The organism is Pseudomonas sp. zjy_15 (genome assembly GCF_043101865.1).
Taxonomy (GTDB): domain Bacteria; phylum Pseudomonadota; class Gammaproteobacteria; order Pseudomonadales; family Pseudomonadaceae; genus Aquipseudomonas; species Aquipseudomonas putida_Y.
The window spans coordinates 41,156-66,651 of the sequence record NZ_JBICII010000100.1; the positions used below are offsets into that span (position 1 = coordinate 41,156).

Here is a 25,496-nt window from a genome sequence, read left to right on the forward strand (position 1 = left end):
GATCCTGTAGGAGCGGGTTTACCCGCGAAAGGGCCCTAACGGGCCCAGAGAGGATAAAGCCTGGCGCTTAGTTGTAGCCAGCCCGATCCATCAGGCGAATGGCTTCAGCCTGGCGCTTGCCGGCAATTTCCACCGGAATGCTGTCGGCCTTGAAGCTGCCCCACGCCGCCACTTCCTCCGAAGGTTTCACCTTCGGGTTGGCCGGGAATTCCTGGTTGATGTCAGCGAACAGCTTCTGCGCTTCTTCGCCGGTCATCCATTCCACCAGTTTCTTCGCGGCTTCCGGGTGTGGCGCATGCTTGGTCAGGCCGATGCCCGAGAGGTTCACATGCACACCACGATCACCCTGGTTGGGCCAGAAGATCTTCACCGGCAGGTTCGGGTTCTGCTTGTGCAGTCGGCCGTAATAGTAGGTGTTGACCACGCCCACATCACACTGCCCGGCCTCGATGGCCTGGATCACCGCGTTGTCGTCGGAGAACACATCGGTGGACAGGTTGTTGACCCAACCTTTGACGATTTGCTCGGTCTTGGCCTCACCGTGGGTTTCGATCAAGGTGGCGGTCAGCGACTGGTTGTACACCTTCTTGGCCGTGCGCAGGCACAGACGGCCTTCCCACTGTTTGTCAGCCAGGGCTTCGTAGGTGCTCAATTCTTCGGGTTTGACTCGCTCGGTGGAGTAGATGATGGTGCGGGCGCGCAGGCTCAGACCGGTCCAGTCGTGGGACGAGGCGCGGTACTGCGACGGGATATTCTGGTCGATGACGTCGGACTCGATCGGCTGCAGGATGCCCATCTGCTCAGCCTGCCACAGGTTGCCTGCATCGACGGTCAGCAACAGGTCGGCCACGCCGTTGTCGCCCTCGGCCTTGATGCGCTGCATCAGCGGGGCTTCCTTGTCGGTAATGAACTTGATCTTGACACCGGTCTTGGCGGTATAGGCATCGAACACCGGCTTGATCAGCTCGTCGATGCGCGAGGAGTACACCACCACTTCGTCCGCTGCCTGGGCAGTGCCGCCGAACAGGGTCAGGGCCAAGGCGGCCAGTAGGGGCTTGCGTGGCAACATTTTAAGCACTCCTCGATCGTATGAGAGGTGCGAATGGTAGTGAATCCCATTTTCTGGCTCACCTACCTAGGCGTTACCGGATGTTGCAAAGGACTACCACAGGTGATTGCGCCACGCTGTGGGAGCGGCCTGGTGTCGCGAAAGGGCCGCAAAGCGGCCCCGCCACTCTCAAGCCTTGGCCAGATCCGGCAGGTCACCACTCAAACCCAACGCCTGGCGCACAAACAGCGCCTTGGCCTCCGGCATCTGCTCCACCAGCTTCAACCCGCTGTTGCGCAACCAGCGCAACGGCAGCGGATCGGCCTGGAACAACCTCTCGAACCCCTCCATCGCCGCCATCAACGCCAGGTTGTGTGGCATGCGCCGCCGCTCGTAACGGCTCAGCACCTTCACATCGGCCAGCCTCTCGCCGCGCTCGCAGGCATTGACCAACACCTCGGCCAGCACCGCCGCATCGAGAAAGCCCAGGTTCACGCCCTGCCCGGCCAACGGGTGAATGGTGTGTGCAGCATCACCGATCAAGGCCAGGCCTTCATCCACATAGCGCTTGGCGTGACGCTGGCGCAGCGGCACGCACACCCGTGGGTCGGCCTGCAGCACGTCCCCCAGACGCCCTTCGAAGGCCCGCTCCAGGGCCTGCAGGAAGGCCGCTTCATCCATCGCCATCAGCTGCTCGGCATGCTCCGGGGTGGTCGACCAGACGATCGAGCACCAGTCCTGCAGGCCATCGCGGGTCAACGGCAGGAACGCCAGCGGACCTTCGTCAGTGAAGCGCTGCCAGGCCGTGGCCTGGTGCCCGGCGCTGCAACGCACGCTGGTGACAATGGCATGGTGCAGGTAATCCCACTCGCGGGTTTCGCAGCCGGCCAGACGCCGCACCGCCGAATTGGCACCGTCGGCAGCGATCACCAACGGTGCCCGCAGTTGCCGGCCATCCGCCAGGGTCAGCAGCCACTCATCGCCGGAGCGACGCAATTGCTCCAGCCGCGCATTGGCCAGCAGGCCGATGTCGCTGTCGTGCAGGCGCTCCAGCAGGCCGTCCTGCACCACCCGGTTCTCGACGATATGGCCGAGCACCTGGGCATGCACACTGGCCGCCGAAAAGTGAATCTGCCCGGTGCCGCTGCCATCCCACACATGCATGTCGGAGTACGGCGTGGCGCGCCGCTGGGCAATGCCGTCCCAGGCGCCAAGGCGCTCGAGGATGCGCTGGCTGGCCGCCGATAGCGCGCTGACACGCGGCTCGAACGGGGCCTGGGCATCGAAGGGTACAACCGTCAGCGGGCCACCATCGAGCAACAAAATTTGCAGGCCACTGTGGCGCAACGCCAAGGCCAGGGCGCTGCCGACCATACCGGCACCGACAATCAACAGATCTGCGCGCATTTCCATGCCTTACGCCTGCCTCGCTTGCGGCTTGAGCCGCACGTATAGGGTTTTATCGACCCGCGCCACCAACTCGCCGGCGCCATCGCGGATATCGACCTGCAAACGCGGCAGGCATTTCTTGCCGGTGGCGGCCTGCTGGCGAATTTCGTCCAGCAGCGCATCATCGACGTGGAGTTCGGCATACACCGGGCCTTTGCCCGGCGAGATGAAATCGATGCTGGCGGCCTTGTCCCAGACGATGTAGTCACGCCCCAACTGCTCGATCAGCAGCAGCATGTAGAACGGGTCGACCATGGCATACAGGCTGCCACCGAACTGGGTACCGACGTAATTGCGGTTCCAGCGGGTCAGCTTCATCGCCACCTTGACGCTACGCAGGTCCGGGCTGATGTGCTGCACACGGATACCGGCACCCAGGTACGGTGGGTAGAGGTTCAGCATCCAGCGCAGCATGCGCGCCCGGCGCGCCAGTTTACGCGGGTTGCTCATGCCTGGCCCCGCGGATCAGGGCGGGTGCCCAGGCCCATCGCCTGGCGGGCGAACCAGCTTTTTGCCGGTGGCAGCAGGTCGAGCCCGAGCAGGCCAAGGTTGCGCCCGGCCGTCAGCAACGGCTGATTGCTGCCGAACAGACGGGTGACCTGGTCGGAGAAGCCGATGGTCATCGCCTGGTCCAGGCGCTGGCGCTGGTGATAGGCCTGCAACGTGGTCAGGTCGCCAGGCTGCTGTGGACCCGCCAGCAGTGCTTCGGCCAGGGCCTGCACGTCACGCAGCGACAGATTGAAACCCTGGCCCGCGATGGGGTGCAGGCTGTGTGCTGCGTTGCCCAGCACCACCAGGTGCGGCCGCACCTGCTCCTGGGCCTCGATCAAGGACAGCGGGTAGAGGTGCCGTACACCCACCTGGCGCAGCGCGCCCAGGCGGTAGCCGAACACACCCTGCAGTTCGCGCAGGAAACTGCGCTCGTCGATGTCGGCCAGGCGCCGCGCATCCATGCCCTGGCGGGTCCACACCAGTGCGCAGCGGTTTTCCGGCAACGGCAGCAAGGCCATGGGGCCCTCCTCGGTGAAGCGCTCGAAAGCCTGGCCGCCGTGGGCCTCACCCGGGGTAATGTTGGCGATCAACGCGCTCTGCTGGTAAGGCGTGTGCCGCACATGGATTCCCAACTGCTCGCGCAGGCCAGAGCGACCACCATCGGCCAGCACCGCCAGGTCACATTCCAGCTGAGTGTCGTCGTTCAGCCCCAGCCGGTAGCCGCGTTCGATGGCCTGCATCGAGGTCACTTCCGCCGGGCAGCGCCAGCTCACCACCTCGCTGTCCAGCCCTTGCCACAGGCACTGGCCGAGCCAGGCGTTTTCCACCACGTAACCCAGCGCCGGTACGCCCTCTTCCAGAGCATCCAGGCGGGTGGCGCCAAAGCGACCACGGTCGGACACGTGAATCTGGCGAATAGGCTCGGCGCGGCGGCCGATGGCCTGCCACAGGCCCAGTTGCTGATAAATCTGCTGGGTACCGAATGACAACGCCGACGAGCGCGCATCGTAGCTGGGTTGGTAGTTGTCGCCGGGGGCGAACGGCTCGATCAGCAGGATCTTCCAGCCGCGCGCCTTGGCGCCGGCCTGCAGGGCCAAAGCCAGGCTTGCGCCAACCAGGCCACCGCCGATGATCGCCAGGTTTACCCGGCTCATGCCACGGCCTTGCGGGCAGCCTGCATCAGCGCCTCGATCTCGGCGACCGTACGCGGCACACCCGAAGTCAGGATTTCACAACCTTGCCTGGTCACTACCACGTCGTCCTCGATCCTTACCCCAATGCCGCGCCACTTTTTGGCCACGGCCTGATTGTCGGCGCCAATGTAGATACCCGGCTCCACGGTCAGCGCCATGCCGGGTTCCAGCACCCGCCACTCGCCGCCCACCTTGTACTCGCCCACGTCGTGCACATCCATGCCCAGCCAATGCCCGGCGCGGTGCATGTAGAAGGCGCGATACGCTTCGCTGTCGATCAGCGCCTGCACATCCCCTTCAAGCAAGCCCAGCTCCACCAGGCCCGCAGTGATGACCCGCACGGTCGCCTCATGGGCGTGGTTCCAGTGCTTGCCGGGGGCTATTTCGGCAAACGCCGCCGCCTGCGCCTTGAGCACCAGCTCGTAGATGGCCTTCTGCTCGGGCGAAAACCGCCCACTGACCGGGAAGGTGCGGGTGATGTCGCTGGCATAGCAGTCGATTTCGCAGCCGGCGTCGATCAGCACCAGGTCGCCGTCCTTGAGCGGCGCATCGTTCTGTTGATAGTGCAGGATGCAGCCGTTGCGCCCGGCCGCAACGATCGAGCCGTAGGCCGGCATCTTCGCCCCGCCCTTGCGGAATTCGTAGTCCAGCTCGGCTTCCAGGCTGTACTCGTGCAGCCCGGCGCGGCAGGCCTGCATGGCCCGCACGTGGGCTCGCGCAGAAATGTCTGCGGCAGCACGCATCACCTTCACTTCCGCCGCCGATTTATACAGGCGCATATCGTGCAGCAGATGATCCAGCGCAACGAACTCGTTTGGTGGCTGGGCGCCCAGGCGTGCCTTGGAGCGGATCACGTTGATCCAGTCCATCAGCCGGCGATCGAACTCCGGGTTGCTGCCCATGGCGCTGTAGACCCGCTCGCGGCCTTCGATCAGGCCAGGCAGGATCTCGTCGATATCCGTGATGGGGAAGGCATCGTCGGCGCCGAAATCACGCACCGCCCCTTCCTGGCCGGCCCGCAGGCCGTCCCACAGCTCGCGCTCAGGGTTGCGTTCACGGCAGAACAGCACGTACTCGCCATGCTCGCGCCCTGGAATCAAAGCAATCACCGCCTCGGGCTCCGGGAAGCCGCTGAGGTACTGGAAGTCGCTGTCCTGGCGGTACACGTGTTCGACGTCGCGGTTGCGGATGGCAACCGCGGCGGCGGGCAGAATAGCGATGCTGTTGGGGACCATCTGCGCCATCAGCGCCTTGCGCCGACGGGCATATTCGGCCTTGGGAATGTGGCTCATGGGCAGACTACCCCTGGTTGATCAGTGCAGCGACGGCTTGGGCGCGGGTGCGGCCGGCTTGGCCAGTTCGGAGAACAGCAGCAGGGGCGCCACGCGCAGGTATTCCATGACTTCCATGTAGTCGCTCTCGCCGTCCTCGGATTCTTCGAGCGCTTCCTGGACCTGCGAAATGGCCACCAGGTCCTGCAGCACTTCCTTGGCCTCGTCGGACAAGTCCTTACCGCCAGCGTTCAGGCCGAAACCGGTCACGAAGCCTTGGCACCACTGGCCCAGCGCGGTGGCGCGGTCGCTCAGTGCAGCATCATCGGTAGGCAGCAGCAGGACGATCGCCATGTCGTCGCTGGTCAGCTCGCCCTTGACCATTTCCTGCAAGCCGATCAAGGCATTGCGGACACTGTCACCAGGCTCGGTTTCCAGCAGTTGGGCGGCATCGGCCAACCAGGCATCGGCATCGAAGCCGGCGCCGGCGCAGCTGCGGCCAATCAGCAGGCCGTGCAGTTCGGCCGGGGTGACGGGATGACCATTGCTCGAGAGCAGCATGGCGAAGGCGTTGTAGGGCGATTGAGTATTGGGCATGGGCAGCTAGGCGCCAGACGGCGCAATGTCTAGAATGAAGACCTTGTATCCTAGCACCGGCAGGCGCGCCAAGACCATCTGCACTGGCCGTTGCCGCCCAGGGGGAGGCATCATCGCCAGGTGACTCAACGACGGAGCGAATCGAGTGCAACCCACGCAAGAGAACGACCTGCAGGCACTGATGAGCCGATTCGAGTTGCTGATCGAACGCGTCGAGCAACTAAAACGGCAAAATGCACTCCTAGTAGCTCAGGAAAAGTCCTGGCGCGAAGAGCGCGCCCACCTCATCGAAAAGAACGAGATCGCCAAGCGCAAAGTCGAGTCGATGATTTTACGCCTCAAGGCTCTGGAGCAAGACTCATGAGTTCAAGCAATAGCGTCACCGTGCAGATCCTCGACAAGGAATACTCGATCATCTGCCCGCCGGAAGAGCGCAACAACCTGGTCAGCGCTGCGCGCTACCTGGACGGCAAGATGCGCGAGATCCGCAGCAGCGGCAAGGTGATCGGTGCCGACCGCATCGCGGTCATGGCAGCATTGAACATTACCCACGAAATGCTGCACCGCCAGGAAGATCGCAACGATGCACCGGTCAGCGGCACAAACCGCGAACAGGTGCGCGACCTGCTGGATCGGGTAGATAAGGCTTTGTCCGACGACACGGATACCAAAATCGGCTGAGATTGGTATACTGGCGCCACTCCCTGGGGGATGCGCCAGTCGGTTATGTCCCTGAGCCGATACGCACAACCACGGGGGTTGCACGCTGGGGCCGGTGTGCATGTCCGCCCGACGGAAAGCCTTAACGCCCCCTGCAATCTCCACCTTGAACTTTCGGGTTCAAGGGCTACACCGATAGCGGTCTTATCGGGGAGCCTGAATTTTCTTGCCCGCCCTCCCCGGCGGGCAATTCGTTTTGGCCGACTTTATTCAAGCTTTGTACGAATAGTCACCGCGCAGGCACTTTTCGTATAAGGCAGCACATCTGGGACCGCCTGTGCCATGACCGAAACCGTGCCGCTCACCCGCCCCCAGCTACGTCGCCTGCTTCGCAATGCCCGCCGCGCCCTTACCCCTGCGCAGCAACGCCAGGCCACCCTCGGCCTGTACCGCCAACTGGCGCAACACCCCTTGTTCCGCCGCGCCCGCCACATCGCCCTGTACCTGCCCAACGACGGTGAAATCGACCCTCGCCTGCTGATGCGCGAAGCCCAGCGTCGCGGCAAGCGCACCTACCTGCCGGTGCTGCACGCCTGGCCGCGCACGCGCATGGTGTTCCAGCTTTTTGAGCAGGGTGAGAAACTCAAGCCCAATCGCTTTCGTATTCCAGAGCCGATAATCGATCGCAAACGCCAACGGCCAATCTGGGCGCTGGATCTGATTCTGCTACCGCTGGTCGGTTTTGACGAAGTGGGCGGACGCCTGGGAATGGGCGGTGGCTTCTATGATCGCAGCCTGGCCTACCAGGCGCGTCGGCAAACCTGGAAAAAACCGTTGCTGCTGGGGCTGGCGCATGAATGCCAGAAGGTCGAGCGGCTGGCGCAGGCCAGTTGGGACGTACCGCTGCAGGGTACGGTCTCTGACCGTGGCTGGTACCTGGCGCCACGTTGAGCGGCGCCAGCGGGGATATCAACGTTGTGGCTGGCCGGCGTCGACCGGCATCTGATAGGCGCTGTCCAGCTTGCGCTCCCAGAACCCTTGCGCATAACCGGTAGTGACCACACCCAGGCCAAAAATGAACACCAGGATCCACAGTAGATCCGGCTTTTTACGTTGATTCATCGAAGATTGCCCCCCAGGCAAACTGTTCTGTACTCGGCGATATTCTGGGTACCGCCGGTGCACGCGCTTTAAACGGTGCGCATTTTCCGACAACATGCGTCCGCACGCAAACCTTGACGCCAACCGACTGTCGGTTTCGTGCAACAGGTTATTTCAAACCTTTTCAGGAGCAGCATTCATGGCTTACTGGCTGATGAAATCCGAGCCCGACGAGCTCTCCATAGAAGCCCTCGCACGCTTGGGTGAAGCGCGCTGGGACGGCGTGCGTAACTATCAGGCGCGTAATTTTCTGCGGGCCATGAGCGTGGGTGACGAATTTTTCTTCTACCACTCCAGCTGCCCACAACCCGGCATCGCCGGCATTGCCAGAATCACCCGCGCGGCCTACCCGGACCCTACCGCGCTGGACCCGGAAAGCCATTATCACGATGTCAAGGCCACCACCGACAAGAACCCGTGGAGCGCAGTGGATGTGGCCCACGTACAAACCTTCCCAAGGGTGCTGGAGCTGGGATGGCTGAAACAGCAGGCCGGGCTGGTCGAGTTGCCGCTGGTGCAAAAAGGCAGCCGCCTGTCGGTCATGCCGGTAACGCCCGAGCAGTGGGCGGTGATTGTCGCGTTGCGCTGAATGCGCAGCTAAGGTCAAGGGCTTGACCAATATCAACACGCCACACATGGCCGCAAGGCATGATGGACCGTGCATGACCGCAAGGATGCAGAACGATGAACCGATACGCCCCTAGAATCTTCGCCACTGCACTGATCGCACTGCTCGTTGCAGCCGGCGGGCTGGGGTACTGGAAGTCGCTCCACGACCAGTTGCCCGAAGGCCTGAGCATGGGCAACGGCCGCCTTGAAGCCACCGAAGTGCAGATCGCCAGCAAGGTCCCCGGTCGCCTGGCCGAGGTACTGGTCGATGAAGGCGACAACGTTACCCAAGGCCAGCTACTGGCACGCATCGACACCCGCACCATGGAAGCCCAGCGCAGCCAGGCCGAAGCCGAAGTGCTGCGCGCCCGGGAAAACTACGCCGCCGCCCAGGCCAGCGTGCAACTGCGCCAGAGCGAACTGCTGCTGGCCAGCCAGGAGCTCAAGCGCGTGCGCGAAATTTTCCAGCGCAAGTACGCCAGCCAGCAGTTGCTCGACCAACAGCAGGCGCGCTTTGACACAGCCAGCGCAGCAGTGGTCGCTGCCCGCGCCCAACTGGCAGCGATCAAGGCTGCAATCGGCGCCGCCGAAGCTCAAGTGGCACAGCTCACCAGCGAAATCGACGACAGCAGCCTGCGAGCGCCCATCAACGGCATCATCCAGCTGCGCCTGGCCGAACCCGGTGAAGTGCTGGGTGCCGGCGGCCGCGTCCTGATGCTGATCGACCCCAGCGACCAATACATGAACCTGTACCTGCCGGCGTCCACCAGCGGCCGGCTGACCGTAGGCGATCAGGCGCGCATCGTGCTCGACGCCCTGCCCGAGCGCGCGCTGCCGGCCAAGGTGGCCTTTGTCGCAGCCAAGGCCCAGTTCACCCCCAAACAGGTCGAAACCCGCGACGAACGGCAAAAGCTGGTGTTCCGGGTCAAACTGCGCCTGAGCGACCCGGGCGCCGTGCCGCAAGCCAAACCAGGCATGCCAGGCGCCGGCTATGTCCGCACGGCTGAAGTGGACTGGCCGGCCAACTTGCAATGAACGCCCCGGCACTGCTGGCCGAAGGCATCAGCCACCGTTACGGCGACCTGGTAGCCCTGCACCCGCTAGGCTTCAGCCTGCCTGTGGGCACCCGCTGCGCGCTGATCGGCCCCGACGGGGCAGGCAAATCAACCCTGTTGGGGCTGATCGCCGGCGTAAAACGCCTGCAACAGGGGGAGCTGCAGGTGCTGGGCGGCTCGATCCGCCAACGCCGCCATCGCACGGCGCTATACCCCAAAGTAGCGTTCATGCCGCAGGGGCTGGGCAACAACCTGTACCCGGAACTGTCGATCAGCGAGAACATCCGCTTTTTCGCCACCCTGTTCGGGCTGGGCCGCCGCGAGTGTGAGCAGCGCATGGCCAATCTGTTGCAGGCCACCGACCTGCAGCGCTTTGCCCAGCGCCCGGCCGGCAAGCTGTCGGGTGGCATGAAGCAGAAGCTGGGTCTTTGCTGCGCGCTGATCCACGAGCCAGACCTGCTTATCCTGGACGAGCCGACCACCGGCGTCGACCCACTGTCGCGGCGGCGCTTCTGGGAGCTGGTTGAGCAGGTTCGCGTACAACGCCCGCAACTGACCCTGCTGGTGGCTACCGCCTACATGGAAGAAGCCGAACAGTTCGAGCATTGCCTGATGCTCGATGGCGGCCGGCTGCTGGCCGCCGGCCCTAGCCACGAACTGGCTGCGGTAACCCCCAGCGGAAAGCTGGATGACGCCTTTACCCACTACCAGGGCGCTGGCAAGACGCAGCATCAACCACTGGCAATCCCGCCGCGCCAAGCCACGGACGGCCCGGTCGCCATCGAGGCACACGACCTGACCCTGCGCTTTGGCGACTTCACAGCGGTGAACAAGGTCAGTTTCGCCATTGGCCGTGGGGAGATCTTCGGCTTCCTGGGTTCCAACGGTTGCGGCAAGACCACCACCATGAAAGTGCTCACTGGCCTGATGCCGGCCAGCGAGGGCAGCGCCAGCCTGCTGGGTCGCCCGGTGGACGCCAGCGACCTGGCCACACGCAAGCGGGTCGGTTTCATGTCGCAGAGTTTCTCTCTGTATGGCGAGCTCAGCACCCGGCAGAACCTGGCCCTGCATGCCCGCTTGTTCGACTTGCCCAAAGCCGAGAGCGCCCAGCGCATCGATGAGCTGATCGAGCGCTTCGAGCTCGCCACTATCGCCGACCAACCGTCTGGCGCCCTGCCCCTTGGTTTGCGCCAGCGTCTGTCGCTGGCAGTGGCGGTTCTGCATCGCCCGGAAGTGTTGATCCTCGACGAACCGACCTCCGGCGTCGACCCGGCCGCCCGCGACGACTTCTGGCGCCTGCTGGTAGAACTGTCCCGCGAGCAAGGCGTGACCATTTTCCTCTCCACCCACTTCATGAACGAAGCCCAGCGCTGCGATCGTATTTCGCTGATGCACGCCGGGCGAGTGCTGGCCTGCGACACACCCGATGCCCTGCAGCATCAGTACCAGGGTGCCACGCTGGAGGACGCGTTCGTCCGCTGCCTGGAGCAGGCCCAGGAGCTGGCGCCAGCCGCCACCGACAGCAGCGTGCTGGAACAGGCGTCCACCCCCACCCTGCCGCTACGCCAGGGATTCAGCCTGCGCCGCCTGCTGGCAGTGGCCGGCCGTGAGGGCAAGGAGCTGCTGCGCGACAAGGTGCGCCTGGCCTTCGCCTTACTGGGTGCAATGTTCATGATGGTGATCTTCGGCTACGGCATTTCACTGGATGTGGAAAACCTCGCCTTCGCCGTGCACGATCAGGACCAGAGCCCGCAAAGCCGCGCCTACCTCGAAGCCTTCCGTGGTTCACGCTACTTCGCCGAACAGGCACCCATCCGCGATAGCAGCGAGCTGCACCAGCGCCTGCAACGCTCGGAAATCAAACTGGCACTGGAGATTCCGCCCGGTTTTGGCCGCGACCTGTACGCAGGGCGCCAGCCGGTGGTGGCTGCCTGGCTCGACGGTGGCATGCCGTTCCGCGCAGAAACCAGCCGCAACTACGTGGAAGCCGTGCACCAGGCCAACCTGGAGCAACTGGCACAGGCCAGCCCGCAACCGCAGCCACGCCAGGACCCGGTGCGCCTGGAAACGCGTTTCCGCTACAACCAGGATGTGGTCAGCGTGAACGCCATCGGTCCGGGCGTGATGGCACTGATACTGGCCTTCATACCGGCCATGCTCACTGCACTGGGCATCGTGCGCGAGAAGGAACTCGGCTCCATCACCAACTTCTACGCCACACCCCTCACCCGCCTGGAATTCCTGCTTGGCAAGCAGATGCCCTACCTGGCTGTGAGCCTGGTCAACCTGGCGCTGCTCGTCGCGATGAACTGCTGGCTGTTCGCCGTACCGCTCAAGGGCAGCGTACTGGCCCTGGCGTGTGGCGGCGTGGCCTACCTGCTGGCAACCACCAGCCTGGGCCTGCTGATTTCGGCATTCACCCGCACCCAGATCGCCGCCATTCTCGGCACCATGATCATTACCAGCCTGCCGACCATCCAGTTTTCCGGGCTGATCGTGCCACGCTCGTCGTTAGACGGCGCAGCAGCGGTGATGGGCCAGTTGTTCCCGGCGGGCTACTTCCTCGACGTCGCAGTCGGCACCTTCACCAAGGCGTTAGGCCTGCGCGAGTTGTGGCCGCAGTGCCTGATCCTGCTGAGCTTCTTTGCCGCATTCACCGGCCTGAGCCTGGCAATGCTGAAGAAGCAGGAGGCCTGACATGTCGCGCCTGAACCACACCTTGCGCCTGGGCCTGAAAGAACTGACCAGCCTGCGCCATGACAGCGTACTGCTGCTGTTCCTGCTATATGCCTTCAGCGTGGCGATCTACATGCCGGCAGCCGGCTCGGTGATCGGCGTACACAACGCCAGCGTGGCGGTGGTGGATGAAGACCATAGCCTGCTCTCGCGCAAGCTCAGCGAAGCCCTGCAACCCCCCGAGTTCCAGCCAGCCGTGCCGCTGCCCCCGCAGCGCCTGGACCAGGCCATGGACAGCGGCCAGTACACCTTCGTCATCAACGTACCGGTGAACTTCCAGAGCGACCTGCTGGCCGGGCGCTCGCCGGAGCTGCAGATCAACGTCGACGCCACGGCCATGAGCCAGGCATTCATGGGCGCCGGCTACATCGGCCGCATCTTCGAGCGTGAGCTGCTCGACTACAGCCAGCGTGGCAACGTGCAAAGCCCGGTGCTGATCAACCCCAAGGCGCTGTTCAACCCCAACCTGGAGGGGGGCTGGTTTCTGGCAGTGATCCAGATCGTCAACAACATCACCATCCTGGCGATCATCCTCACCGGCACCGCGCTGCTGCGCGAGCGTGAGCACGGCACCCTCGACCACCTGCTGGTGCTGCCGTTGACCGCGCTGGAGATCATGCTGGCCAAGATCGGCAGCAACGCGCTGGTGGTGGTGATCTGCACCTGGATTTCGTTGGTGGTAGTAGTCAAAGGCGCACTGGGCGTGCCGCTGTCTGGCTCGATGGGGCTGTTCCTGGCTGTGACCGCGCTGTACCTGTTCGCCAGTACTGCGCTGGGCATTTTCCTCGCCACCCTGGCGCGCTCGACGCCGCAGTTCGGCCTGCTGGCGATCCCGGTGATCATCCCGATGCTGTTGCTGTCCGGCGGCAGCACACCACTGGACAGCATGCCGCAGTGGCTGCAGTGGGTGATGCAAGGGTCACCATCGACGCACTTTGTCAGCCTGAGTGCCGCAATCCTGTTCCGGGATGCCGGGTGGACGGTGGTATGGCCGGATATCCTGGCGCTGACGCTGATCGGCCTGGTGTTCTTCAGCGTGGCCCTCGCGCGGTTCCGCCGTACCCTGGCGTCCTGAGCAAGGACGAGGGCCTGCACAATCCCCACGGGGCCGGACTGGCAACTATCAGCGGTTATTGCACAATCAGGTTGTTGAACAGCAGGTCCTCAACGATCGGCTTGCCCTCTTCCGCCTCCAGCACCTGCTGCACCTGTTTCAGCGCCTCTTGGCGAAGATGCTCCTTGGCCTCGACGTTGCTCATGCTGTCCACCGTCTGCTGGGTGAACAATGCCACCAGCTGGTTACGGATCAGCGGTTCGTGGTGTTTCACCGTCTTGGCCGCTTCGTCACCCGTCACGCGCAGGGCCACGTCAGCCTTGTACACGCGCAGCCGCGGGCTGCCGTCGAGCGCATAGTTGCCAACAAAGGGCGGGCTCAGGCTGATGTAGGCGACCTTGGGCGCCCCTTCCTTGGCTTCTTCGGCCATGGCCGCAGCCGGCAGCAGCAGCGCCAGCACCATCAAGATCCACGCTTTCACGAATTCGCTCCTCAATACAATTGGCGCCAGCTTACCCAGCACACCGCTCAAACCCAAGCCCGGGCTTATGCCGGCCCATCAGGGCGGGCCATGCTCGTTGACCTGCCAAGCGGCCCTCCTACACTTATCGGCCACTACCCGCAAAGGAATAGCCCCGATGAAAGCTGTGTTGTGCAAAACCCTGGGTCCAGCGCGCAACCTGGTGCTGGAAGAGGTGGCCAGCCCACTGCCGAAGAAAAACGAGATCCTGCTGGACGTGCAGGCCGCTGGGGTCAACTTCCCCGACACCCTGATCATCGAAGGCAAGTACCAGTTCCAGCCACCGCTGCCGTTCTCTCCAGGTGGCGAGGCAGCGGGCGTGGTGGCCGCCATCGGTGAAAAGGCCGGCGCGTTCCAGGTAGGCGACCGGGTCATGGCGCTCACCGGCTGGGGTGCGTTCGCCGAGCAAGTGGCGGTGCCGTTCTATAACGTTCTGCCGATCCCGGCGAGCATGGACTTCACCACCGCTGCGGCCTTCGGCATGACCTACGGCACCTCGATGCACGCCCTTCGCCAGCGCGGCCAGTTGCAAGCAGGCGAGACCCTGTTGGTACTGGGCGCTTCCGGTGGGGTCGGCCTGGCGGCGGTGGAGATCGGCAAGGCCATGGGCGCGCGGGTGATCGCGGCGGCCAGCAGTGCCGAGAAACTGGCCGTGGCCAAGGCTGCCGGGGCGGATGAGCTGATCGATTACAGCCAGGCCAACCTGCGCGAAGAAATCAAACGTCTGACCGGCGGCCAGGGCGTGGACGTGATCTACGACCCGGTCGGTGGCGAACTGTTCGAACAGGCGGTGCGCGGGTTGGCCTGGAATGGCAGGCTGCTGGTGGTGGGTTTTGCCAGCGGCAGCATTCCACAGCTGGCGGCCAACCTGGTGCTGCTCAAGGGCGCGGCGGTACTGGGCGTGTTCTGGGGGGCATTTGCCCAGCGCCAGCCGGAGGACAATGCCGCCAACTTCCGCCAGCTGTTTGCCTGGCATGCCGAGGGCAAGTTGAAGCCGCTGGTGTCGCAGACTTATCCACTGGCAGAAGCCGGGGCTGCTATCGAGAAGCTGGGGCAACGGCAGGCTGTGGGTAAGTTGGTGGTGCTGGCCAGGTAAGGCAGTAGCGGCCTCTTCGCGGGTGAACACGCTCCTACAGGTAGGGAATATTGGACTGTAGGAGCGGGTTTACCCGCGAATACGGGGGTGGCGACAACGGTGAACGGCGGGTGGAGATTGGCCGGCAGGCCCGGCCCTTTCGCGGGTAAACCCGCGCCTACAGGTGACAGCGCAGGGTTTGCCGGCGAAGAGGCCGGAACAGGTTGCTCACACTTCGCGCAGATTGTGGCAACGCCTGAATCGCGCCTCCAGATTGCGATCGGGCATCTGGTGACTGCGCAATGCATTCAAGGTCTGCTCGACATAGTCGCGCGTGGTGCCATAACGCCCCTTGGCACTGGCCAGGATCTGGCTGAGCAAGGTATCCGGCAAGTTGCCGGCATAGCACGGCAAATGCCGCTCCAGCACAAAGCCCAAGGCCTGCACCTTGCTACCATCGCCCAGGCGGCAGTGGAGCCAGTGCGGCCGGTAGGCCGGATACGGCATCTCGCGTTGCCACAGGGCCATCAGTGAGTCGTCCAGATTGCGCTCATCCAGCCGGTAGGCAAAACCGCTGCAGGAGCCACCGCGGTCCAGGCCAAACACCAGGCCGGGGGTTTCCGGGGTGCCGCGATGTTCATGCGACCACAGGTACAAGCCACGGTGATAACCATGTACCCGCGCGCGCTGGCGCTCCACCGAATTGCACTCCGGACGCCAGATCAACGAGCCATAGGCAAACAGCCACACCGGGCCACCCTGATGCCTGGACATGGTTGTCTTCATGGAGCTGAACAACTGTTCGCGAGTATGTTGCTGACCGAAATCGAGAGCTGGAGGGTATGAAACTTCCCAAGACATACGTTCAAGAGCCGACATAAGCTGCCGCCATTAATCCTTTGAACTACGGAGGTAGCGAGATTCGATTACGCTGCGCCGCCAGGCCGCTGTACCAAGGGCGCTTGCAGTAACCATAGGCCAGAATTGCAGGAATACTCAAGCCCTTGAACACGCGTTTCGTGCACGGCTCCGACGACTGGGAAGTACTGTTTCAGCAACGGTGAAAGTTATTGGCGAAGGCGGTAATAATTACCGCCTTATACCCATACTTTCAAACTTTGGTTATTAACCGCGCGGCGCGTAGGCGAACACATCGGCACGCATGCGGTGCGCATCCATACCGGCTTCGACCAAAGCGTCGAGTGTGGCGTAGATCATGTTCGGTGAGCCGCTGGCATACACATGCACGCTATTGAGGTCGGCAATGTCTTCGCAGACCGCTTCATGCAGCATGCCGCAACGGCCTTCCCAACCGCACAGGTCGCTGACCACTTGATGCAGGAACAGGTTGGGCAGGCGCTGCCATTCGTCCCAGTGCTCGATCTGGTAGAAGTCCTCAGGCCGGCGCACACCCCAGTACAGGTGAACCGGGTGCTTGAAGCCCTGGGCCCGGCAGTGCTCGACCAGGCTGTGCATCTGGCCCATGCCGGTGCCGGCGGCAATCAGCACCAGAGGCCCGTCGGGCAGTTCGGCCAGATGGGTATCGCCAAACGGCATTTCGATGCGTGCCAGGCCATCTCGCCTGATCTGGTCGATCAGTTGCACCGCACTAGGCTCACGCGCCAGCACGTGCAATTCCAGTTCACGCCCGGCATGCGGCGCGGATGCCAGCGAGAAGGCCGCCTGCTTGCCGCCCTCACGTTCGATCATCAGGTATTGCCCTGCGTGGTAGCGCAGTGGCTTGCCGGCAGGCGCACGCAGGCGCACCCGCCAGACGTCGCCACCGACGTCGACGCACTCACTGACGCTGCACGCCAGCTTGCGCACTGGCAGCTCGCCCAAGGCAAGCACACCGTCCCAGAGCAACACGCAGTCCTCCAGCGGTTCGGCAATGCAGGTGAACAACTCGCCATGGTCGCGGACTTCGCCATCCTGGCGAACCCGGCCTTCAACCAACAATGCGGCGCAAACATGGCAATTGCCATTGCGGCAGCTGTTTGGGCAGTCATAGCCCAGCCGCCGTGCTCCATCCAGGATCCGTTCCCCGGGTTCAAGCGCCAGCACCGCCCCGGACGGCTGCAACGTTACCTGCATCAATCTATTCCCAACTGATCCCACAGCTCATCGATACGGCGGGTGACGGCCTCATCCTTGACGATGACCCGGCCCCATTCGCGTGTAGTCTCGCCCGGCCACTTGTGAGTAGCGTCCAGGCCCATCTTCGAACCCAGCCCCGATACCGGTGACGCAAAGTCCAGGTAGTCGATCGGGGTGTTGTCAATCATTACCGTATCACGCTTGGGGTCCATGCGCGTGGTAATGGCCCAGATCACATCGTTCCAGTCACGAGCGTTGATATCGTCATCGGTGACAATAACGAACTTGGTGTACATGAACTGTCGCAGGAACGACCACACACCCAGCATTACGCGCTTGGCGTGGCCTGGGTACTGTTTCTTCATGGTCACCACCGCCATGCGGTACGAACAGCCTTCCGGCGGCAGGTAGAAGTCGGTGATTTCCGGGAACTGCTTCTGCAGGATCGGCACGAAGACTTCGTTCAGCGCCACGCCGAGAATGGCCGGCTCATCGGGCGGCCGACCGGTGTAGGTGCTGTGGTAGATCGGTTTTTGCCGGTGGGTGATGCGCTCGACGGTGAACACCGGGAAGCTGTCCACTTCGTTGTAGTAGCCCGTGTGATCGCCGTACGGGCCTTCCGGGGCCATTTCGCCCGGGTGAATCACCCCCTCCAGGATGATCTCGGCGGTTGCCGGTACCTGCAGGTTGCTGCCACGGCACTTGACCAGCTCGGTGCGGTTGCCTCGCAGCAGGCCGGCGAAGGCGTACTCGGAAAGAGTGTCCGGCACCGGGGTCACGGCGCCGAGAATGGTCGCCGGGTCAGCGCCCAGCGCCACGGCGACCGGAAACGGCTGGCCGGGGTTCTTCTCGCACCACTCTCGGTAGTCGAGGGCGCCGCCACGGTGGCTGAGCCAGCGCATGATCACCTTGTTGCGGCCAATCACCTGCTGGCGATAGATGCCCAGGTTCTGACGGTCCTTGTTCGGGCCACGGGTAACGGTGAGGCCCCAGGTAATCAGCGGCGCCACGTCGCCAGGCCAGCAGTGCTGAATCGGCAGTGCGCCGAGGTCGACATCGTCACCCTCGACCACCACTTCCTGACACACCGCGTCCTTGACCACTTTTGGCGCCATCGACACGACCTTCTTGAAGATCGGCAGCTTCGACCAGGCGTCCTTCAGGCCCTTGGGCGGCTCGGGCTCCTTGAGGAAGGCCAGCAGCTTGCCGATTTCCCGCAGTTCGCTGACCGACTCGGCGCCCATGCCCATGGCCACCCGCTCCGGGGTACCAAACAGGTTGCCCAGCACGGGGATGTCGAAGCCGGTGGGCTTTTCGAACAGCAATGCCGGGCCCTTGGCGCGCAGGGTGCGGTCGCAGACCTCGGTCATTTCCAGGACGGGGGAGATCGGTACCTGGATGCGCTTGAGCTCACCGCGCTGTTCCAGGCCACGGATGAAGTCGCGCAAGTCGCGATACTGCATGCAGGAGCCTCGTGTTGGCCGTATCGGTCGGGGTGCAGAGTGTAGCGCCGTTCGAGGCCTGTTTGGGGGCAAAAATGCACTGGGGCCACCTTGCGCCCCTTCGCAGGCACGCCCGCCCCCACAAGGATTGTATTTAACCTGTGGGAGCGGGCGTGCCCGCGAAGGGCCGCAAGGCGGCCCCAATTACTGCCTGATCGGGAAGCTTACTTGCGCTTCATCGACAGGAAGAACTCATCGTTGGTCTTGGTCTGCTTGAGCTTGTCGACCAGGAACTCGATGGCAGCGATTTCGTCCATCGGGTGCAGCAGCTTGCGCAGAATCCACATACGCTGCAGTTCGTCGTCAGCGGTCAGCAACTCTTCGCGGCGGGTGCCGGAGCGGTTGATGTTGATGGCCGGGAACACACGCTTCTCGGCGATGCGGCGGTCCAGCGGCAGCTCCATGTTGCCGGTGCCCTTGAACTCTTCGTAGATCACTTCGTCCATCTTCGAGCCAGTTTCAACCAGCGCAGTGGCGATAATGGTCAGCGAACCGCCTTCCTCGATGTTACGCGCAGCACCGAAGAAGCGCTTGGGCTTCTCGAGGGCGTGGGCGTCGACACCACCGGTCAGCACCTTGCCGGAGCTCGGGATCACGGTGTTGTAGGCACGTGCCAGTCGAGTGATCGAGTCCAGCAGGATAACCACATCCTTCTTGTGCTCGACCAGGCGTTTGGCCTTCTCGATCACCATCTCGGCAACCTGCACGTGGCGGGTTGGCGGCTCGTCGAAGGTGGAGGCAACCACTTCGCCACGCACGGTGCGCTGCATTTCGGTCACTTCTTCCGGGCGCTCGTCGATCAGCAGGACGATCAGGTGGCACTCGGGGTTGTTGCGGGTGATGTTGGCCGCAATGTTCTGCAGCATGATCGTCTTACCGGCTTTCGGCGGGGCAACGATCAGGCCGCGCTGGCCTTTGCCGATCGGGGCGCACAGGTCGATGACGCGACCGGTCAAGTCCTCGGTGGAGCCGTTACCGGCTTCCATCTTCAGGCGCTTGTTCGGGAACAGCGGCGTCAGGTTTTCGAACAGGATCTTGTTCTTCGCGTTTTCCGGGCGGTCGAAGTTGATGGTATCGACCTTCAGCAGGGCGAAGTAACGCTCCCCTTCCTTCGGTGGGCGGATCTTGCCGACGATGGTGTCGCCGGTACGCAGGTTGAAACGGCGGATCTGGCTGGGCGAGACATAGATATCGTCTGGGCCGGCCAGGTAGGACGCATCAGCCGAACGCAGGAAACCGAAACCATCCTGGAGAATCTCCAGCACGCCGTCACCCGAGATCTCTTCGCCGCTTTTCGCATGCTTCTTCAGCAGGGCGAAAATCACGTCCTGTTTGCGCGAACGGGCCATGTTTTCGATGCCCATCTGTTCGGCCATTTCCAAAAGATCGGTAATCGGCTTTTGCTTGAGTTCAGTCAGGTTCATAAGGGGAATGACGTAATCATGTAAGAAGGGAGAATTAAGCTTCTGGCTTAATGAGGCCGCGCCGCTGGATGGCGACAGGATCGCGTACTGATTCGAATTAGGGATGCTTCGGCGACGGCATGTAGAGGGCACTGGAAAAGCAGTGCGAGGCCGAATGTAACACTTGCTTTTTTCTGCGTCTAGTGCTCTGAAAAAGAAAAGCCCCGCATTTGCGGGGCCTATTCACATCACAGGTGGGCGTCGAGGAATGCGGCCAACTGCGATTTGGACAGTGCACCAACCTTGGTGGCCTCGACGTTGCCGTTCTTGAACAGCATCAGCGTCGGGATACCACGCACACCGTGCTTGGCCGGGGTTTCCTGGTTCTCGTCGATATTCAGCTTGGCGACGGTCAGTTTGCCCTCGTAGGTGGAAGCGATGTCGTCCAGAACCGGAGCGATCATCTTGCATGGACCGCACCATTCAGCCCAGTAGTCGACCAGTACCGCGCCTTCGGCCTTCAGGACATCGGCTTCGAAGGAGGCGTCGGTGACATGTTTGATCAGATCGCTGCTCATGGATATCTCCAGGGTCGTAAGCAAAAAACGTGGCCCATGATAGCCGCACCCACGCCGGACAGGAAGCCACGGACGATTGAGTGTAACTATAGTTGCGCAAGACGCCGCGAATCGAAACTGTCATATGGCCGTCATAGAATCGAATGGCACATTGCCTTGCATCAAGGCCAGTACAACGGCGGAGTGCCACGCGTTGGCGATAGCCTGCTATCGTGGCACGATTGCCAGGTTAACGACCGAGAACAACCAGATCATGCCGCATACCATCGCGAAGAACCTGTCCCTGATCGCCGCCATCGACCTTGGCTCCAACAGTTTTCACATGGTCGTGGCCAAGGCCCACCATACCGAAATCCGCATCCTTGAGCGGCTCGGCGAGAAGGTTCAGCTGGCCGCCGGCATCAACGAAGAGCGCATGCTCAGTGAAGAGGCAATGGAAAGAGGCCTGGATTGCCTCAAGCGCTTTTCCCAGCTGATCAACGGCATGCCGGCAGGCTCCGTGCGTATCGTCGGTACCAATGCCTTGCGCGAAGCGCGCAACCGTAACGAATTCATCCAACGCGCCGAAGCCATCCTCGGCCACCCGGTGGAGGTCATCTCCGGCCGTGAAGAGGCGCGCCTGATCTACCTGGGCGTGTCACACACCCTGGCCGACACCCCCGGCAAGCGCCTGGTGGCCGACATCGGCGGCGGCAGTACCGAATTCATCATTGGCCAGCGCTTCGAGCCGCTGCTGCGCGAAAGCCTGCAGATGGGTTGCGTAAGCTTTACCCAGCGCTATTTCCGCGACGGCAAGATCACCCCGGCCCGCTATGCCCAGGCCTACACTGCCGCGCGCCTGGAACTGATGAGCATCGAAAATGCCCTGCACCGCCTGACCTGGGATGAGGCGATCGGCTCATCCGGCACCATTCGCGCCATCGGCGCCGCCATCAAGGCCGGCGGCCTGGGCAATGGCGAGGTCAACGCCGAAGGCCTGGCCTGGGTCAAACGCAAACTGTTCAAGCTGGGCGAGGTCGACAAGATCGACTTCGACGGCGTCAAGCCAGACCGCCGCACCATCTTCCCGGCTGGCCTGGCGATTCTCGAAGCGATCTTCGATGCCCTTGAACTGCACCGCATGGACCACTGCGACGGCGCCCTGCGCGAAGGCGTGCTGTTCGATCTGCTCGGCCGCCACCACCACGAAGACGTGCGCGAACGCACCCTGAACTCGCTGATGGAGCGCTATCACGTGGACCAGGGCCAGGCTGCGCGCGTCGAGCGCAAGGCGTTGCACGCATTCGACCAGGTGGCCGATGCTTGGGATCTGAAAGAAGGAAACTGGCGCGATCTACTGGGCTGGGCCGCGAAAGTGCACGAAATCGGGCTGGACATTGCCCATTATCACTACCACAAGCACGGCGCTTATCTGATCGAGCACTCGGACCTGTCGGGCTTTTCCCGGGAAGATCAGCAGATGATGGCCCTGCTGGTGCGCGGGCACCGCCGCAACATCCCCAAGGACCGTTATGCCGAACTGGGTGAGGAAGGGGTCAAGCTGCTGCGCCTGTGCGTGCTGCTGCGCTTTGCCATCCTGTTCCACCACATCCGCGGCACCCAGCAAATGCCAAAAGTAGAACTGCACGGCGGGGACAACAGCCTGGATGTCGCCTTCCCTGAGGGTTGGCTGGAACAGAACCAGCTGACCCAGGCCGACTTCGCCAACGAGGCGGAGTGGCTGGCCCGGGTCGGTTTCGTCCTCAGCGTACGTTGAGGACCGGGTTGCTCAGGCGCTCCAGCAGGGTCGCCTGAACGCTGCGCGGGTTCTGGTTGCCGGTCGGGGTGCTGCGCACGTAGCGCCCGTCTGGCTGCAAGGTCCAGGCGTGGGTATTGTCGGTCAGGTAGCCTTCCAGCTCCTTCTTCACACGCAGCAACAACTTCTTGCCTTCCACCGGGAAGCAAGTCTCGACACGCTTGTCGAGGTTGCGCTCCATCCAGTCGGCGCTGGACAGGTAGATCTGCTCTTCGCCGCCATTGAGGAAGTAGAACACCCGCGTGTGCTCGAGGAAGCGACCAATGATCGAGCGCACCTGGATGTTGTGCGAAACCCCCGGAATGCCAGGGCGCAGGCAGCACATGCCCCGCACCACCAAGTCGATTTTCACGCCCGACTGGCTGGCCTTGTACAGCGCCTTGATGACTTTGGCGTCGGTCAGCGAGTTGAACTTGGCGATGATGTGCGCCGGCTTGCCTTCGAGGGCAAACTGGGTTTCCCGCGCGATCATGTCGAGCATGCCCTTTTTCAGGGTGAACGGCGCATGCAGCAGCTTCTTCATGCGCAGGGTCTTGCCCATGCCGATCAACTGGCTGAACAGCTTGCCGACGTCCTCGGTGAGCGCATCGTCAGAGGTCAGCAGGCTGTAGTCGGTGTACAGGCGGGCGTTGCCGGCGTGGTAGTTACCGGTACCCAAGTGCGCATAACGCACGATCTCACCCTGCTCGCGGCGCAGAATCAGCATCATCTTGGCGTGGGTCTTGAACCCGACCACGCCGTAGATCACTACCGCACCGGCCGCTTGCAGGCGGCTGGCCATCTGCAGGTTGGACTCTTCGTCAAAGCGCGCACGCAACTCGATCACCGCAGTGACCTCTTTGCCGTTACGCGCCGCGTCCACCAGGGCGTCGACGATTTCTGAGTTAGCCCCCGAGCGGTACAGGGTCTGGCGCACGGCGAGCACGTGCGGGTCCTTGGCGGCCTGGCGCAGCAGGTCGACCACTGGCGTAAAGGACTCGAACGGGTGCATCAGCAGGATGTCCTGCTTGCTGATCACACTGAATATGTTATCGGCGTTCGCCAGCAGCTTGGGGATCGCCGGGGTGAACGGTGTGTATTGCAGCTCCGGATGGCTGTCCAGGCCGGTGATGCTGAACAGGCGGGTGAGGTTGACCGGGCCATTGACCTGGTACAGCTCGCTTTCGCTCAGGCTGAACTGCTTCAACAGGTAGTCCGACAGGTGTTTCGGGCAGGTGTCGGCCACTTCCAGGCGCACGGCGTCACCGTAGCGGCGCGAGAACAGCTCACCGCGCAGCGCGCGAGCCAGGTCGTCGACCTCTTCAGAGTCCAGCGCCAGGTCGGCGTTACGCGTCAGACGGAACTGGTAGCAGCCCTTCACCTTCATGCCCTGGAACAGGTCGTCGGCGTGCGCGTGGATCATCGACGACAGGAACACGTAGTTTGCGCCCGGGCCGCCCACCTCTTCCGGCACACGAATGACCCGCGGCAGCAGGCGTGGCGCCGGAATGATCGCCAGACCCGAGTCGCGACCGAAGGCATCCACCCCCTCGAGCTCGACTATGAAGTTGAGGCTCTTGTTCACCAGCAGCGGGAACGGGTGAGTCGGGTCAAGGCCAATCGGGGTAATGATCGGGGCAATTTCGTCGCGGAAATAGCGGCGTACCCAGGTCTTGAGCTTGGGTGTCCAGTAACGGCGGCGGATAAAGCGGATCTGGTGCTTTTCCAGCTCAGGCAACAGCACGTCGTTGAGGATCGCGTACTGGCGCTCTACCTCGATGTGCACCAGTTCGCTGATGCGCGCCAGCGCCTGGTGGGGCTGCAGGCCATCGGCTCCGGCCTGTTCACGGGCGAAGTTGATCTGCTTCTTCAGGCCGGCGACGCGAATCTCGAAGAACTCGTCGAGGTTACTGGAGAAGATCAACAGAAACTTGAGGCGTTCCAGCAGCGGGTAGCTCTCATCCAGTGCCTGCTCCAGCACCCGGATATTGAACTGCAGTTGCGAGAGTTCGCGATGAATGTACAGGCTGCTGTCGTCCAGGCCAGGGACGGTGATTGCCGGGGACGGCGCGGGCGCCGGAGCCACAGGCTCGACCACCTGCTCCGCTACAGGCTCGGCCGCCGGAGGCAGGTCTGGCGGGGTTTGCACCATCTCTTCTGGGAGCTCCTGAGCATCCTTGATCGCGACAGGGCTTAGCACTTCATTATTCATCTGGCGTTCCTGAGGACGTTAACGCCCTATCATCTATTGAGCGGCAAGATAAGCGCCCATTATGACGCCCGTGTGACACACATGGGCAAGCCGTGGCAAGGCCTCTGGCATTGTCTGCGCTGGAATTGTTCACGTCGAGACACATTTGGACACTTTCACGAACGCGCGCGAAGGGGTAGGCTGCGCGTTCATTTCGCCAGCACCTCAGAAAATGCTTCAACAATTCCTGCAGGATTTCGGCTACTTCGCCCTTTTTCTAGGCACCTTCTTTGAAGGCGAGACCATTCTGGTGCTTGCGGGTTTCCTTGCGTTCCGCGGTTACATGGATATCAATCTGGTGTGCCTGGTGGCCTTCTTCGGCAGCTACGCGGGCGACCAGTTGTGGTACTTCATGGGCCGACGCCACGGGCGCAGGATCCTGGCGCGCAAGCCGCGCTGGCAGGCAATGGGTGACCGCGCGCTGGACCACATCCGCCGCCATCCTGATATCTGGGTGCTGAGCTTCCGCTTTGTCTATGGTTTGCGCACGGTCATGCCGGTGGCCATAGGCCTGTCGGGTTACCCGCCACGCCGCTACCTGCTGCTGAACGGGATTGGCGCGGGCATCTGGGCAGTGGCCCTGGGCGTCGCGGCCTACCACTTCGGCGCCATCCTCGAAGGCTTGCTGGGTAACGTCAAGCGTTACGAGCTATGGGTGCTTGGTGGCCTGGTGGCGCTGGGCGGTCTGCTGTGGCTGCGCCGGCGCTTCCGCGCGTTGCGCGCGGAGCGCAGGGCGGCGAGCCAGGCCCAGCCCCCAGAGGCTGAGCAGGCTGTAGGCCACGAGCAGAAACCAGGCCAGCGGCACGACCACCGCTAAGCCCAAGGCGCCGGCCAGGTACAAGGCCGGCGCATTCAGAAACAGCCGCGCCAGCTCAAGGCGTGCAGACCAGGGCCGATTCTCCAGCAACGCGCCCAGCACGAACAAGCCAAACGCCATCAGTGACCAGCCGAGCACCAGCGCGGCAACCGGC

General features: G+C 62.9%; 24 protein-coding genes and 1 other RNA gene. 11 read left to right on the forward strand and 14 right to left on the reverse strand.

Annotated elements, in window-relative coordinates; translation table 11 throughout:
• Positions 1–67 precede the first annotated feature (67 nt).
• From ACF8EF_RS18300 to ACF8EF_RS18325, 6 genes are all read right to left on the reverse strand, one after another.
• Positions 68–1,069: an extracellular solute-binding protein gene (locus ACF8EF_RS18300; protein ID WP_012054051.1), complete on the reverse strand. Its 1,002-nt coding sequence runs from the start codon at positions 1,067–1,069 to the stop codon at positions 68–70.
• Positions 1,070–1,237: 168 nt separating this feature from the next.
• Positions 1,238–2,455 (reverse strand): 2-octaprenyl-3-methyl-6-methoxy-1,4-benzoquinol hydroxylase, encoded by a 1,218-nt coding sequence (locus ACF8EF_RS18305; protein WP_176683046.1) that lies wholly within the window; start codon positions 2,453–2,455, stop codon positions 1,238–1,240.
• Between the two features lie 9 nt (positions 2,456–2,464).
• A complete protein-coding gene (locus ACF8EF_RS18310; protein WP_176682822.1) occupies positions 2,465–2,947 on the reverse strand; it encodes a DUF4442 domain-containing protein in 483 nt (160 codons plus the stop codon).
• Positions 2,944–4,143: a 2-octaprenyl-6-methoxyphenyl hydroxylase gene (ubiH, locus tag ACF8EF_RS18315; protein ID WP_209969241.1), complete on the reverse strand. Its 1,200-nt coding sequence runs from the start codon at positions 4,141–4,143 to the stop codon at positions 2,944–2,946. The genes ACF8EF_RS18310 and ubiH overlap by 4 nt, the downstream gene beginning before the upstream one ends.
• Positions 4,140–5,474 carry a Xaa-Pro aminopeptidase gene (pepP, locus tag ACF8EF_RS18320; RefSeq protein WP_003253692.1) on the reverse strand — a complete coding sequence of 445 codons (1,335 nt, stop codon included), beginning with the start codon at positions 5,472–5,474 and terminating at the stop codon, positions 4,140–4,142. Before pepP ends, ubiH begins: the two co-directional genes overlap by 4 nt.
• Positions 5,475–5,495: 21 nt before the next feature.
• Entirely contained in the window at positions 5,496–6,050 is a 555-nt protein-coding gene (locus tag ACF8EF_RS18325) for a YecA family protein (RefSeq protein ID WP_176682824.1), read from the reverse strand.
• A 181-nt stretch (positions 6,051–6,231) separates the two neighbouring features.
• Between ACF8EF_RS18325 and ACF8EF_RS18330 the strand changes: the two genes are divergently transcribed.
• The 4 genes from ACF8EF_RS18330 to ACF8EF_RS18345 all read left to right on the forward strand — a co-directional run bounded on the left by ACF8EF_RS18330 (position 6,232) and on the right by ACF8EF_RS18345 (position 7,661).
• Positions 6,232–6,414, forward strand: a complete 183-nt coding sequence (locus tag ACF8EF_RS18330) for a TIGR02449 family protein (protein WP_029886233.1) — start codon at positions 6,232–6,234, stop codon at positions 6,412–6,414.
• Positions 6,411–6,731, forward strand: a complete 321-nt coding sequence (locus tag ACF8EF_RS18335) for a cell division protein ZapA (protein ID WP_003253687.1) — start codon at positions 6,411–6,413, stop codon at positions 6,729–6,731. The genes ACF8EF_RS18330 and ACF8EF_RS18335 overlap by 4 nt, the downstream gene beginning before the upstream one ends.
• 17 nt (positions 6,732–6,748) lie before the next feature.
• Positions 6,749–6,928: non-coding RNA, 6S RNA (gene ssrS, locus ACF8EF_RS18340), on the forward strand.
• A gap of 124 nt (positions 6,929–7,052) precedes the next feature.
• A complete protein-coding gene (locus tag ACF8EF_RS18345; protein WP_176682825.1) occupies positions 7,053–7,661 on the forward strand; it encodes a 5-formyltetrahydrofolate cyclo-ligase in 609 nt (202 codons plus the stop codon).
• 18 nt (positions 7,662–7,679) lie between these two features.
• Here ACF8EF_RS18345 and ACF8EF_RS18350 read toward each other — a convergent pair whose 3' ends face one another.
• Positions 7,680–7,832: a hypothetical protein gene (locus ACF8EF_RS18350; protein ID WP_176682826.1), complete on the reverse strand. Its 153-nt coding sequence runs from the start codon at positions 7,830–7,832 to the stop codon at positions 7,680–7,682.
• A gap of 178 nt (positions 7,833–8,010) precedes the next feature.
• Here ACF8EF_RS18350 and ACF8EF_RS18355 point away from each other — a divergent pair, with 178 nt between their 5' ends.
• From ACF8EF_RS18355 to ACF8EF_RS18370, 4 genes are all read left to right on the forward strand, one after another.
• The gene (locus ACF8EF_RS18355; protein ID WP_176682827.1) at positions 8,011–8,460 is read left to right on the forward strand and encodes an EVE domain-containing protein; all 450 of its coding nucleotides are present in this window, start codon (positions 8,011–8,013) and stop codon (positions 8,458–8,460) included.
• Positions 8,461–8,555: 95 nt separating this feature from the next.
• Positions 8,556–9,515: an HlyD family secretion protein gene (locus ACF8EF_RS18360; RefSeq protein ID WP_176682828.1), complete on the forward strand. Its 960-nt coding sequence runs from the start codon at positions 8,556–8,558 to the stop codon at positions 9,513–9,515.
• Positions 9,512–12,232 (forward strand): ribosome-associated ATPase/putative transporter RbbA, encoded by a 2,721-nt coding sequence (rbbA, locus tag ACF8EF_RS18365; protein ID WP_392460442.1) that lies wholly within the window; start codon positions 9,512–9,514, stop codon positions 12,230–12,232. The genes ACF8EF_RS18360 and rbbA overlap by 4 nt, the downstream gene beginning before the upstream one ends.
• 1 nt (position 12,233) lies before the next feature.
• A complete protein-coding gene (locus tag ACF8EF_RS18370; protein WP_392460443.1) occupies positions 12,234–13,346 on the forward strand; it encodes an ABC transporter permease in 1,113 nt (370 codons plus the stop codon).
• A gap of 55 nt (positions 13,347–13,401) precedes the next feature.
• Here the strand turns inward: ACF8EF_RS18370 and ACF8EF_RS18375 are convergent, their stop codons facing one another.
• A complete protein-coding gene (locus tag ACF8EF_RS18375) occupies positions 13,402–13,806 on the reverse strand; it encodes a flagellar basal body-associated protein FliL (protein WP_021783527.1) in 405 nt (134 codons plus the stop codon).
• A 157-nt stretch (positions 13,807–13,963) separates the two neighbouring features.
• Here ACF8EF_RS18375 and ACF8EF_RS18380 point away from each other — a divergent pair, with 157 nt between their 5' ends.
• Positions 13,964–14,941 carry an NADPH:quinone oxidoreductase family protein gene (locus ACF8EF_RS18380; protein ID WP_176682831.1) on the forward strand — a complete coding sequence of 326 codons (978 nt, stop codon included), beginning with the start codon at positions 13,964–13,966 and terminating at the stop codon, positions 14,939–14,941.
• Between the two features lie 207 nt (positions 14,942–15,148).
• On the opposite strand, the gene ACF8EF_RS18385 is transcribed toward ACF8EF_RS18380, so the two are convergent.
• From ACF8EF_RS18385 to trxA, 5 genes are all read right to left on the reverse strand, one after another.
• A complete protein-coding gene (locus ACF8EF_RS18385) occupies positions 15,149–15,799 on the reverse strand; it encodes a gamma-glutamylcyclotransferase (RefSeq protein WP_176682832.1) in 651 nt (216 codons plus the stop codon).
• 246 nt (positions 15,800–16,045) lie between these two features.
• Positions 16,046–17,014, reverse strand: coding sequence for a CDP-6-deoxy-delta-3,4-glucoseen reductase (locus tag ACF8EF_RS18390; protein ID WP_392460444.1), 969 nt, complete (start codon positions 17,012–17,014; stop codon positions 16,046–16,048).
• Entirely contained in the window at positions 17,014–18,480 is a 1,467-nt protein-coding gene (ubiD, locus tag ACF8EF_RS18395) for a 4-hydroxy-3-polyprenylbenzoate decarboxylase (protein ID WP_020192776.1), read from the reverse strand. Before ubiD ends, ACF8EF_RS18390 begins: the two co-directional genes overlap by 1 nt.
• A 203-nt stretch (positions 18,481–18,683) precedes the next feature.
• Entirely contained in the window at positions 18,684–19,943 is a 1,260-nt protein-coding gene (gene rho, locus ACF8EF_RS18400; protein ID WP_003253661.1) for a transcription termination factor Rho, read from the reverse strand.
• 227 nt (positions 19,944–20,170) lie between these two features.
• Positions 20,171–20,500, reverse strand: a complete 330-nt coding sequence (gene trxA, locus ACF8EF_RS18405) for a thioredoxin TrxA (protein ID WP_003253660.1) — start codon at positions 20,498–20,500, stop codon at positions 20,171–20,173.
• A gap of 253 nt (positions 20,501–20,753) precedes the next feature.
• Here trxA and ppx point away from each other — a divergent pair, with 253 nt between their 5' ends.
• Positions 20,754–22,256 carry an exopolyphosphatase gene (gene ppx / locus ACF8EF_RS18410; RefSeq protein WP_176682835.1) on the forward strand — a complete coding sequence of 501 codons (1,503 nt, stop codon included), beginning with the start codon at positions 20,754–20,756 and terminating at the stop codon, positions 22,254–22,256.
• On the opposite strand, the gene ppk1 is transcribed toward ppx, so the two are convergent.
• Complete coding sequence (gene ppk1 / locus ACF8EF_RS18415; protein ID WP_101196400.1) at positions 22,243–24,486, reverse strand: polyphosphate kinase 1; 2,244 nt, start codon at positions 24,484–24,486, stop codon at positions 22,243–22,245. The two genes, ppx and ppk1, sit on opposite strands and share 14 nt — an antisense overlap.
• A 211-nt stretch (positions 24,487–24,697) precedes the next feature.
• Here ppk1 and ACF8EF_RS18420 point away from each other — a divergent pair, with 211 nt between their 5' ends.
• On the forward strand, positions 24,698–25,342 hold the full coding sequence (locus ACF8EF_RS18420) for a DedA family protein (protein ID WP_176682836.1): 645 nt from the start codon (positions 24,698–24,700) through the stop codon (positions 25,340–25,342).
• Positions 25,343–25,496: the final 154 nt, after the last annotated feature.

Coding starts and splice junctions, on each gene's coding strand:
- ACF8EF_RS18325 (WP_176682824.1), bottom strand. CDS start 6,050: ATGCCCAATACTCAATCGCCCTACAACGCCTTCGCCATGCTGCTCTCG.
- ACF8EF_RS18350 (WP_176682826.1), bottom strand. CDS start 7,832: ATGAATCAACGTAAAAAGCCGGATCTACTGTGGATCCTGGTGTTCATT.
- ACF8EF_RS18305 (WP_176683046.1), bottom strand. CDS start 2,455: ATGCGCGCAGATCTGTTGATTGTCGGTGCCGGTATGGTCGGCAGCGCC.
- ppk1 (WP_101196400.1), bottom strand. CDS start 24,486: ATGAATAATGAAGTGCTAAGCCCTGTCGCGATCAAGGATGCTCAGGAG.
- rho (WP_003253661.1), bottom strand. CDS start 19,943: ATGAACCTGACTGAACTCAAGCAAAAGCCGATTACCGATCTTTTGGAA.
- ACF8EF_RS18380 (WP_176682831.1), top strand. CDS start 13,964: ATGAAAGCTGTGTTGTGCAAAACCCTGGGTCCAGCGCGCAACCTGGTG.
- rbbA (WP_392460442.1), top strand. CDS start 9,512: ATGAACGCCCCGGCACTGCTGGCCGAAGGCATCAGCCACCGTTACGGC.
- ACF8EF_RS18300 (WP_012054051.1), bottom strand. CDS start 1,069: ATGTTGCCACGCAAGCCCCTACTGGCCGCCTTGGCCCTGACCCTGTTC.
- ACF8EF_RS18345 (WP_176682825.1), top strand. CDS start 7,053: ATGACCGAAACCGTGCCGCTCACCCGCCCCCAGCTACGTCGCCTGCTT.
- ACF8EF_RS18385 (WP_176682832.1), bottom strand. CDS start 15,799: ATGTCGGCTCTTGAACGTATGTCTTGGGAAGTTTCATACCCTCCAGCT.
- ppx (WP_176682835.1), top strand. CDS start 20,754: ATGCCGCATACCATCGCGAAGAACCTGTCCCTGATCGCCGCCATCGAC.
- ACF8EF_RS18360 (WP_176682828.1), top strand. CDS start 8,556: ATGAACCGATACGCCCCTAGAATCTTCGCCACTGCACTGATCGCACTG.
- ubiD (WP_020192776.1), bottom strand. CDS start 18,480: ATGCAGTATCGCGACTTGCGCGACTTCATCCGTGGCCTGGAACAGCGC.
- pepP (WP_003253692.1), bottom strand. CDS start 5,474: ATGAGCCACATTCCCAAGGCCGAATATGCCCGTCGGCGCAAGGCGCTG.
- ACF8EF_RS18420 (WP_176682836.1), top strand. CDS start 24,698: ATGCTTCAACAATTCCTGCAGGATTTCGGCTACTTCGCCCTTTTTCTA.
- trxA (WP_003253660.1), bottom strand. CDS start 20,500: ATGAGCAGCGATCTGATCAAACATGTCACCGACGCCTCCTTCGAAGCC.
- ACF8EF_RS18335 (WP_003253687.1), top strand. CDS start 6,411: ATGAGTTCAAGCAATAGCGTCACCGTGCAGATCCTCGACAAGGAATAC.
- ACF8EF_RS18370 (WP_392460443.1), top strand. CDS start 12,234: ATGTCGCGCCTGAACCACACCTTGCGCCTGGGCCTGAAAGAACTGACC.
- ACF8EF_RS18390 (WP_392460444.1), bottom strand. CDS start 17,014: ATGCAGGTAACGTTGCAGCCGTCCGGGGCGGTGCTGGCGCTTGAACCC.
- ACF8EF_RS18330 (WP_029886233.1), top strand. CDS start 6,232: ATGAGCCGATTCGAGTTGCTGATCGAACGCGTCGAGCAACTAAAACGG.
- ACF8EF_RS18355 (WP_176682827.1), top strand. CDS start 8,011: ATGGCTTACTGGCTGATGAAATCCGAGCCCGACGAGCTCTCCATAGAA.
- ubiH (WP_209969241.1), bottom strand. CDS start 4,143: ATGAGCCGGGTAAACCTGGCGATCATCGGCGGTGGCCTGGTTGGCGCA.
- ACF8EF_RS18310 (WP_176682822.1), bottom strand. CDS start 2,947: ATGAGCAACCCGCGTAAACTGGCGCGCCGGGCGCGCATGCTGCGCTGG.